The following is an 8,502-nucleotide window of genomic DNA, read 5'->3' as shown; positions in this document are numbered from 1 at the left end:
GAAAACAGTTCCAAAAGTCAGAACTAAGATTAATGTTAATATGTATTTGCTATGTTTCATCATATTACCGCCAACGTCCCGCAGCTTGCAGAAGTGGCGGATTAAGGAAGCCTAAACTTTCGGTTAAACACTGACTTTGCAAGTACAAAACCAAATTTAAATTAAGCCCAAAACCCGCCATTTTTGCAAACTGCTGTTGGCAGTAGTTTTTATTCATTCAGTTTCTTTTCAATAATTTTTATCCATTCAGATTCTTTCTCTTTTTCAAGAATGAATTCTGGTTGGACTCCTATAAATTCATATTTTAATCTATCTGAATATTTTTTCGTAGTAATTACAAAAGTAAATCCACAATTCGGAGTTTTATATCCTTTAACGAACCCATATGCAAATTGTCCATTTGTGTTTTCTCCAAAAGTTTTTATATTTTTATTTTCTGTTAGAATTAATGCAACTTCCTCACAAGCACTTGCACATTTATTATTAAAAATTACTGCAATTTTAACTTTTTTAGCGTTTGATTTTAAAATTTTTAGAAGTTGATTATACATTCTTTCTCCGCCGCCACCGTTATTTCTGATATCAATAATTATTCTTTGTTTCGTTTTAATAATTGGTGTAATACTATCATAAAATTCATCTAATTCTTTCCATAGTTTATAGTTAAAACTTGGTATTTTAATATAACCTGTTGAGTTTTCTAAATCTTTATATTCGGGTAAATTTTTAGTAACGAAATTTTTTTCATATTCAGCTTCACCAATTTTAATTGGGTCATAAATTTGAAGATGTTTGTCCTTAATGAAACTTATATATTTTTTTATAATTTTTTGGCATAAATCTTTTGATACGTTTTCTTTGTTGGTTTCAATAGTTAAACTATCTTTTAAATGTTTATAAAATTCAATATTTTTGTCAGTAACATTTACAGAAAATCCTGGATGTTCTTTTTCAATTTTTTCAATTACAAAGTTTAAATCTGCATTACAATTACAATTTTCTTGTCCAAACATTCTAATATTGAAAATAAAGATAAATGTTATTAGTAAAATGTTTTTTGTCATTTTTCGTCGTTTTTAAAATTACTGCCAACGTTTTGCTGCTTTGCATCAGTGGCTTGTGATACAACACTGACCATAACAAATATAGACAAAATTTCGATTCATAGAGGTTTTTCCGAAGGAAAAACCAAGCCCAAGCCATTGTGTAAAACAGTTGTTGTAAGAAGCCATAATATTTTATCAAATATTTTTTAATAAATTATTGTAAAGTATTTGAAAAATAACCAGCTTCATGTTCAAAAAAATTATCATAATATTTATTTGCACTTTTTGTTTCTAAATTATAAAATAGTCTTAATGGTATATAGTGAAAATCATAATAAATATGATTATTGATTTTGCTAAAAAATTTAGATTTGTTTTCTATTTTTTTTAATGGTTTTATATAATAAGTATTTAATATTGAAAAATCATTGGATTGATATATATGAATAATTTCATGAGTAATTATATTGTAACTATTTACATTATTGCGTAAAATAATAGTACCTGGAAATGTTACACCTCTTGAACCCGATTCATATAGCCTATAATCACCACTTTGAAAAATAAATTCGCCTGTTTTTAATGAAGTATCAAAATCAAATTTTGCTTGTGTAAAGGCTAATGTATTATAAACAAGTGCTACAGGCATGATTTTATAATTTATTTTTAACTTATTTTTAGTTTCAAATTCTAAACGATTAAAACCAATGTTTATATGCCATTTATTCCAAAAATCTTCATTATGAGCTGCATTATCTTTTATAGATGTGCCACCAGCATTTATTAATTTAGCAGCCCAAATTAATTTCCAATCTTTATTTTCTACTCCTAAACGTAATACCCTTTTACTTTCAAAAGTTAGATAACCACCCAATGTACCTTGAGAAAAACCTTTTAGTATTACTTTGTCAAGCTTCTCATTTGGTTTTTTGTTTATTATAGCACCAATTGTTCCAAATACGCCACCTATACTAATATTATAGAAAAAAGCTTCTGTGTCATTTGCTTGAGAAAAACTATTATTAGTTAGAAATAAAAATAAAATTATAGTAATAAATAGTTTTTTCATTTAAAATAAAATATTTTGTTCTTTACGTTTTTTCAAATGGTTTCTTACAACGTGATACAGATATGAAACGTTAAATGATTAATAACTTAAATTAAAAAATATGAAATTAAATTTAGAAGTAAATGGAAAACCCTTTAAAAAAACAATACTATTTAATGTTTTATATGTGTTGTTGGTAACTGTTAGGGTGTTATTTGTAGTAGCTATTCTTTTTATACCTACTGTATTATGTTGGTTAATATTTCCTTTGCTTGGTGTTAAGAATGTAATTTATAAAATGATTGACTTGTATGAAGGACTTTCGTTTTTAGGTGATAAGCACTAATTGTTACCAACGTTTGAGGCTTGCTCTCAGTGGCGTTGCATCAATCCCAAGCCATTACAAATATAACAAAACATTCCATTCAGCAGCGGATTTTCCGTAGGAAAATCCGGAAGAAGCCATTGAAGCAAACCGCTGTTAGCCGTTCGGTTTTTAAAATCTATATCCAATTCTCAAGTGTAAATTAAGAGCTGCTTCGCTTTCGTTTTCTAAATAACCTGCTTGTTTCGCAAAAATATATCGGTAACCAATTCCAATTCCGGTTTCATAGTTGAAATGTTTTCCAATATTTCTTCTTATTCCCCAAGTTGGTATAATTGAAATATCACTAATAATATTTATATTGTCATAATTTGAAATTACAAACCAATCAGGATGATAACTTGTTTTAAGTGAAATAAAATTTCCGCTATTTCCGTCAATTCTTTTCGATTTACTTTCTCTTTTATTCAAATTATAATACCATCTTGGTTCAGCAGTTATAACTGGAGTCATTAAAAATCCCGTTTTGTCGTAAAAATCTCCACCCCAAATTCCACTATCAAATCCAATTTCACTTCGTAATGCAATTTGATTAGTTAGTTTAGTTTCGTTATGTCCCCAAATACCAAGAAAACCTGTTTGAATACCAAATACAGATTTTTCAACACTCGCATTTTGAGATTTTACAGTTAAAGTTAAACTTATTAAAGCTAAAGTCAGAAATGTTTTTTTCATAAAGTTTGTTTCAATTTTTATTATTTTATTGGTTTTCGTCTTTGTTCGCCAAACTGACGGCTAACGTTCGGCGACTTGCTCTCAGTGGCGTTGAACCAACACCAAGCCATTACAAATATAACAAAACATTCCATTCAACAGCGGATTTTCCGTAGGAAAATCCGGAAGTAGCCATTGAAGCAAACCGCTGTTAGCCGTTCGGTTTTTTTGTTTAATTTTTAAAACAAATTACTTTTTGTTTTAATTCACTTTTTAAGTAATTTATGCTCATCAAATTTTGTATCCATTTTCACTTCACAAATTTTAATTGCCTTTTTATCTTTTATAAAAACTAAGAGTATAAACCAATCACTTGAACTTATTGCATTTCCTGATATATTTGATAAATCAATTTTATATTGTTCACCAACTTGTTCTACGTTTTGATAGCAACCAATTACAATATAATTATCCCAATCAAAATCAGTTAATTTGCTTAAATTAATTGGTTTTCTTTCTTTTAAATATTCTGAATTTATTTTTTCCGTTAATTCTTTATCAGATTGCAACTGAAAGAAAAAGTTGCAAGATGTAAACGTATCAATAAATATTATTAAGATTATTTTTTTCATGTTCCCTCGTTTTTTTAGTGTTCTGTCAAACTGACGGCTAACGGTCTCGGGTATGAAACGTAGGGCATTTCGAAGCTGCGAACTTGTCCACCGATACCAAGCTTGCTGAGAGACCAAAACTTGCGAAAACCACTGTCTGCCCTATGTTTTATACCCATTGTTGGGCTTAGTTTTTATTTTTTACAAAATTTTATTGCTTCAGGAAAGTCCATAATAATTGGTTTGTCAATGTCATTTGAAAGCTTCCATGTAAATCTGAATTCATTTTGATGGGCAAAACGCTTGTTCTTTATGTAAAATTTTGAAATATCCCCAAGAGTCTCCATGTGAGATGATAACACACCAAAATTGAATTCTTCGCTTATCTGACTTACCAAAACCTTATCATTTTTATAAATGCACTGAGACTTCATCGTAAAGACTGCATTTAGCTTCTTCGCAATAGCTTGTTGAAACCCTACTGGGTCAACAATTTCAAAATATGAGTCGTAGTCAAATTTTCGAATTATCTCCGGGTCTGCATCACCGTCAAAACAACAAAACGTGTAGTGGTCAAATCCACCTGTTATGGTTACGACTGCGGTATTTTTTGAATTTGAACCAACCAATATTGTTGAACCTTCTTCTATGTCTTTTACTTCTTCATTTTCTTGATTCCTGTAGTATTCAAAAGTTCCCAATTGAAGGGTTCCATTCTTAAAAAATGAGTCAACATGTTCTTTCTTCGACATTTTGATAATGCTCGAATTAGGCTTTTCAAGTCCATTGAATTCACTTTCATACGTGATGTCAGCAAATTTGTCATAGGGAATAGGTCTATCAATAAACAGTCCGTTTTTTAAAGCTCCCGTTAAAGCTCTTATGTGCTCATCTGGCAAGTTTGGTGGATAAAGTAAATAGTCAGAGATAAGAGTCTTCATGTCAGTTTTTCAAATTAAGCCCAACGTTTGGCTGCTACACGATGTGCAAGTCTTCGTGTTTTATATTTTCAAATTTAGTAAAATTTTCAATGCGAAACGGTAATTCCACTAAATCCTTGCATATTGTGTAACAGCTGTTGTAAAATCGGTTTTATATAAGGTTTAACTTGTCCGCCTTTGTTAAGTGTCAAGTAGTTTTAAATTTTTATTATGTCAAAGTTCAAACAATTCAAAAAACCAGAAATTATTTTAATTGACGATTTTTATGTTCAATGTAATTTTCGTAAGCTATTTCAAAGTCTAAATTATCGTCTGAAAGTTCAATTTTATCTAAGTTTATTTCGTTATTTTTTACTTTTTCTTTTAATTCTGTTTGTAACTTATAAAATCCTGCAACAGATTTAGGAGAAAAAGTATCTGCAAAAACATCAAAATTTTTATCTAAATCAGTTTCATAATTTATAAAACCAATATTTACATATTTTAAATCCCATTGTATGTTAAAAGTAACAATAAACTTACCGCTAGCAAACATTCCAAAAGGTGTTTTTGTGCTTTTAGGAATTGTGCTTAAAATACTTTCAAATGTCAATCCATGTACTGCTAAAATATATTCAGCCTTTCTAATATTAGTAGTAAATCCTCCTAATTCAAATTTTTCTAATTTGTCAATAAATAATATCATATTTCTTTTTATAAGCGGTTCTACTAAACTGTTTTACAACGTTTCTCGGCTTTGCTTTGTTGCGGAAAAGTAAAGCTAAAAGTTTAGATTTAAAAACAAAATTAACAAATACAAACCGAACATTGGTTAAGCACTAAACCGCAATAGAGCAAAACCGATGTTATAAGTAGCTTAAACTATGAACGCAACCGAATTTAAAAACAAATTACTACTTCTAAACTTAAACCAAGTAGAGGTAAATAGAGTTAAAAATTTAACCACAAAACAACTGAAATTTAAACTTAGAGTTTATACTGAATTTAAAGAAATAACAGAAGAAAATTATAAACAAGTTTGGTTTAAGCTAAACACGCAATTAGCTAAAGAAGATAAATTTCACAGAATACAAACACACTCAATGAGAAATTCTAAAGGATTTACAGATTATAGTCATTTGGCTTATAATGGTGTTTCGGACGACTTCTGATAAGTTACTTATAACGTTTGGCTGCTTTGCATCAGTGGCTTGTGATTCAAGACTGACCACAACAAATATAGACAAATTTTCGATTAATAGAGGTTTTTCCGAAGGAAAAACCAAGCCCAAGCCATTGTGCAAAACAGTTGTTAGCAGTAGCTATTTTTGATTTTCCCACAACTTTAACATAGCTTTTAAATCACTATATTCTTCAGAAAATGCTCCATCAAGTTTGTATTTATCTCCAAATTCATAAAAATATTCACGTGCTTTATTGTTTTTTGAGATTATTGAAATAAAAAGACGATTTACTAAAACCATTTTATCTTCATTTAATTCTTGATCAGCATTCTCATATTCTTTCAAAGTAGTTAAGATTTCTTCCTTACTATATTTTCTGATTTTTTTATTTAAAGAATTAGTCTTTTTAACATCTTCATTTTCAAAATATATTTTATTAATATTCCAAACAGTTGTAATATATTTTCTGTTTTTTTCAGTTGGTAGATTTATTAATTCTTCAACATATAAAGTATCTTTATTTACTTTTAAATTACAAGTTTCGGTAGCGTTCCAAAATTCAATTACTTCATTTTGTCCACAAACAGAAAGTACAAATTCCGAAAAATTCACAGGTTTGTTTTCAGTATTTCTATAACCACAAAGAGCGATACTTTTTCCGTTTGATAAGTTATAAATTGTATCTGATTTTGTTCCAGTAAATTTGTTTTCAGCACATTTACATTCAACTTCTATTTTATTTTCATTAATGATTGTTGGAAACGAATCTTTTAGTATTTCGTTAGAATTCTCATTATTATCCACGAAGTTGCTTTTGTTTTCTTTACAAGAAAAAAACAATGTTAAAGTAATGATAATTAGTATTTTGAAAACGGTTTTCATATAGTTACTGCTAACGTTTTGCAGCTTGTAGCAGTAGCGGTTAAATATACCTAAATTTTGAATTAATCACTAACTTATGTAAGTGCAATAGCGTCTTTCAGTCAATCCCGAAAGCCGCTATTGCTACAAACTGTGGTTGTAGGCTGTATTGTTCATTTTTTTTTTCAATATAAGTATTAAAAACACAAATATGTAGTTGGTATCCAATAATTTAACTTGTTTGAATTAACATTTATTTTAAATCAAGAATTAAATATTTAATTAAAAGTTGCGATGTTGTTACCTCCTTGCAAGCATATATATTGTTTATTATTAATAGTAATTTCCCAATTTTCAAAAGCCATAGATGTTATATAAATTTCAATTTTTTTGTTTGACGAGAAAAACAAAATTAAATCATTATTTACTGAAATTTCAACCTCTATTAAATTTTCATTTATAAGCTCCTCTTTTAAAAAAGGTATTAAATCTATTTCAGGTTTTTGAAAATGGTATTTTAAAGTATTATCTTTCGAAATATGTTCAATCTTATTATTTTTAAAAAATCTCCAAAAATCTGTAGGAATTAAACTTATCTCTTCAAAATAAAAATAGAATAATTTACTATCGTTATCAAAAATCACTTTTTCAAATCTAGATTTACCCTCGAATATTAATCTTCGTTTCATCTTTTAATTTTTTTATTGGAAATCAAAATGGTTATTTGAATTACCTAAAGTTTGATTATTATTAGGGTTTATTGGTTGGCCATTATTATTGTAAAATTTTACATATCCTTTAGGGTGAGGATAAGTTCCTGTTGTAATTGGTTCCATAATTCTTATAGCATTAGCATCAGAATTTAGAGGTGTACCTTGAGGAACAAATTTAACACCTTTACCATTATCAACTATTCTAGCCACATAATTGTTTGGTATATTTATCGTTACAGAAACACCTTGAGGATTTGTAACCACTTTACCTTGAAAAGCTTTATTTGTTAAGTTTTTCATTGAATACTTCCACTGGGAAGATGTAACTGTTGAGCCAACATTTGTATTAGCAGGTAATGCTACTATTGCATGTCCAAAACAAGTTATTGCATAAGCCCACCATTGAGGAGAGTGTAATGCATCATTCCACATTTGTGATAACCCACTAAAATAGTCTCCAGTACAAAGTGCTATTTGACCATTTGTAGGTGTTCCATTCATATAAAATAAATTAGCTGCATGAGTGTATAAATTAATATTTTCTTGAAAATTACTTAAAGCACTTGATTTAATTATATATTCAATATCATGCAAAGTATTATTACCAGAATATCTTACAGCCGCATAATAAACTAAAGTGTTATCAGATTTATAATGTGGAGTTAAAGTATAAGTTCCGACATTAATACTATTACTTACAACTGCAAAACTAGTACTATTAAAGTAAGATGTATTTTTATATTTTAACAATAAATATAACTCAACATTTGCCCCTGTCATAGGATTTTCTGAACTATTTATAACGGCTAATGTAAAAGCTTGTTGTAAATTTAATGAGGTGTCATTGCTTTTTTCGTTAATAGTGTTTGTAATTGTTTCGTTTGTTATTTCAGAATTTTGATTTGCCAAATTAATCAACTCTAATGCAAATTGTTTCGCTTGCGGGTCAATAATAGGCATTGTAGGATTTCCTCCTAAAATAGGATTATAGCTTGGGTCTGGTACTACAATAACATTATCTGCTAGATAAACTGCAATACTTTGATTAAGGTCATAAATTAATTTCTGTTCAGAGGTTAA

At 28.5% G+C, this 8,502-nt stretch carries 11 protein-coding genes; 2 read left to right on the top strand and 9 right to left on the bottom strand.

Going from position 1 to position 8,502, the window contains the following annotated elements; all coding sequences use genetic code 11:
• Positions 1–209: 209 nt before the first annotated feature.
• Positions 210–1,064 carry a S41 family peptidase gene (locus ACTF56_RS12525; RefSeq protein WP_438967248.1) on the bottom strand — a complete coding sequence of 285 codons (855 nt, stop codon included), beginning with the start codon at positions 1,062–1,064 and terminating at the stop codon, positions 210–212.
• A 196-nt stretch (positions 1,065–1,260) separates the two neighbouring features.
• Positions 1,261–2,115: a hypothetical protein gene (locus ACTF56_RS12520; RefSeq protein ID WP_438967247.1), complete on the bottom strand. Its 855-nt coding sequence runs from the start codon at positions 2,113–2,115 to the stop codon at positions 1,261–1,263.
• Between the two features lie 100 nt (positions 2,116–2,215).
• Between ACTF56_RS12520 and ACTF56_RS12515 the strand changes: the two genes are divergently transcribed.
• On the top strand, positions 2,216–2,440 hold the full coding sequence (locus ACTF56_RS12515; RefSeq protein ID WP_438967246.1) for a hypothetical protein: 225 nt from the start codon (positions 2,216–2,218) through the stop codon (positions 2,438–2,440).
• Positions 2,441–2,590: 150 nt separating this feature from the next.
• Here the strand turns inward: ACTF56_RS12515 and ACTF56_RS12510 are convergent, their stop codons facing one another.
• The 4 genes from ACTF56_RS12510 to ACTF56_RS12495 form a co-directional block, all read right to left on the bottom strand.
• Positions 2,591–3,154 carry a hypothetical protein gene (locus ACTF56_RS12510; protein WP_438967245.1) on the bottom strand — a complete coding sequence of 188 codons (564 nt, stop codon included), beginning with the start codon at positions 3,152–3,154 and terminating at the stop codon, positions 2,591–2,593.
• A gap of 245 nt (positions 3,155–3,399) precedes the next feature.
• Entirely contained in the window at positions 3,400–3,765 is a 366-nt protein-coding gene (locus ACTF56_RS12505) for a hypothetical protein (RefSeq protein WP_438967244.1), read from the bottom strand.
• A gap of 173 nt (positions 3,766–3,938) precedes the next feature.
• Positions 3,939–4,685, bottom strand: a complete 747-nt coding sequence (locus ACTF56_RS12500) for a hypothetical protein (RefSeq protein ID WP_438967243.1) — start codon at positions 4,683–4,685, stop codon at positions 3,939–3,941.
• Positions 4,686–4,929: 244 nt separating this feature from the next.
• On the bottom strand, positions 4,930–5,370 hold the full coding sequence (locus ACTF56_RS12495; protein ID WP_438967242.1) for a hypothetical protein: 441 nt from the start codon (positions 5,368–5,370) through the stop codon (positions 4,930–4,932).
• A gap of 178 nt (positions 5,371–5,548) precedes the next feature.
• On the opposite strand from ACTF56_RS12495, the gene ACTF56_RS12490 reads away from it, so the two are divergent.
• Positions 5,549–5,836 carry a hypothetical protein gene (locus tag ACTF56_RS12490; protein WP_438967241.1) on the top strand — a complete coding sequence of 96 codons (288 nt, stop codon included), beginning with the start codon at positions 5,549–5,551 and terminating at the stop codon, positions 5,834–5,836.
• Between the two features lie 150 nt (positions 5,837–5,986).
• Here ACTF56_RS12490 and ACTF56_RS12485 read toward each other — a convergent pair whose 3' ends face one another.
• From ACTF56_RS12485 to ACTF56_RS12475, 3 genes are all read right to left on the bottom strand, one after another.
• A complete protein-coding gene (locus ACTF56_RS12485) occupies positions 5,987–6,730 on the bottom strand; it encodes a hypothetical protein (RefSeq protein ID WP_438967240.1) in 744 nt (247 codons plus the stop codon).
• Between the two features lie 257 nt (positions 6,731–6,987).
• Positions 6,988–7,398, bottom strand: coding sequence for a hypothetical protein (locus ACTF56_RS12480; protein ID WP_438967239.1), 411 nt, complete (start codon positions 7,396–7,398; stop codon positions 6,988–6,990).
• A 12-nt stretch (positions 7,399–7,410) separates the two neighbouring features.
• The coding region (locus ACTF56_RS12475; protein ID WP_438967238.1) for a hypothetical protein at positions 7,411–8,502 on the bottom strand (1,092 nt) is incomplete at its 5' end.

The organism is Flavobacterium sp. (genome assembly GCF_965657075.1).
Lineage (GTDB): Bacteria > Bacteroidota > Bacteroidia > Flavobacteriales > Flavobacteriaceae > Flavobacterium.
This window is presented reverse-complemented; position numbering and strand designations above follow the sequence as displayed.

Coding starts and splice junctions, on each gene's coding strand:
- ACTF56_RS12525 (WP_438967248.1), bottom strand. CDS start 1,064: ATGACAAAAAACATTTTACTAATAACATTTATCTTTATTTTCAATATT.
- ACTF56_RS12520 (WP_438967247.1), bottom strand. CDS start 2,115: ATGAAAAAACTATTTATTACTATAATTTTATTTTTATTTCTAACTAAT.
- ACTF56_RS12515 (WP_438967246.1), top strand. CDS start 2,216: ATGAAATTAAATTTAGAAGTAAATGGAAAACCCTTTAAAAAAACAATA.
- ACTF56_RS12510 (WP_438967245.1), bottom strand. CDS start 3,154: ATGAAAAAAACATTTCTGACTTTAGCTTTAATAAGTTTAACTTTAACT.
- ACTF56_RS12505 (WP_438967244.1), bottom strand. CDS start 3,765: ATGAAAAAAATAATCTTAATAATATTTATTGATACGTTTACATCTTGC.
- ACTF56_RS12500 (WP_438967243.1), bottom strand. CDS start 4,685: ATGAAGACTCTTATCTCTGACTATTTACTTTATCCACCAAACTTGCCA.
- ACTF56_RS12495 (WP_438967242.1), bottom strand. CDS start 5,370: ATGATATTATTTATTGACAAATTAGAAAAATTTGAATTAGGAGGATTT.
- ACTF56_RS12490 (WP_438967241.1), top strand. CDS start 5,549: ATGAACGCAACCGAATTTAAAAACAAATTACTACTTCTAAACTTAAAC.
- ACTF56_RS12485 (WP_438967240.1), bottom strand. CDS start 6,730: ATGAAAACCGTTTTCAAAATACTAATTATCATTACTTTAACATTGTTT.
- ACTF56_RS12480 (WP_438967239.1), bottom strand. CDS start 7,398: ATGAAACGAAGATTAATATTCGAGGGTAAATCTAGATTTGAAAAAGTG.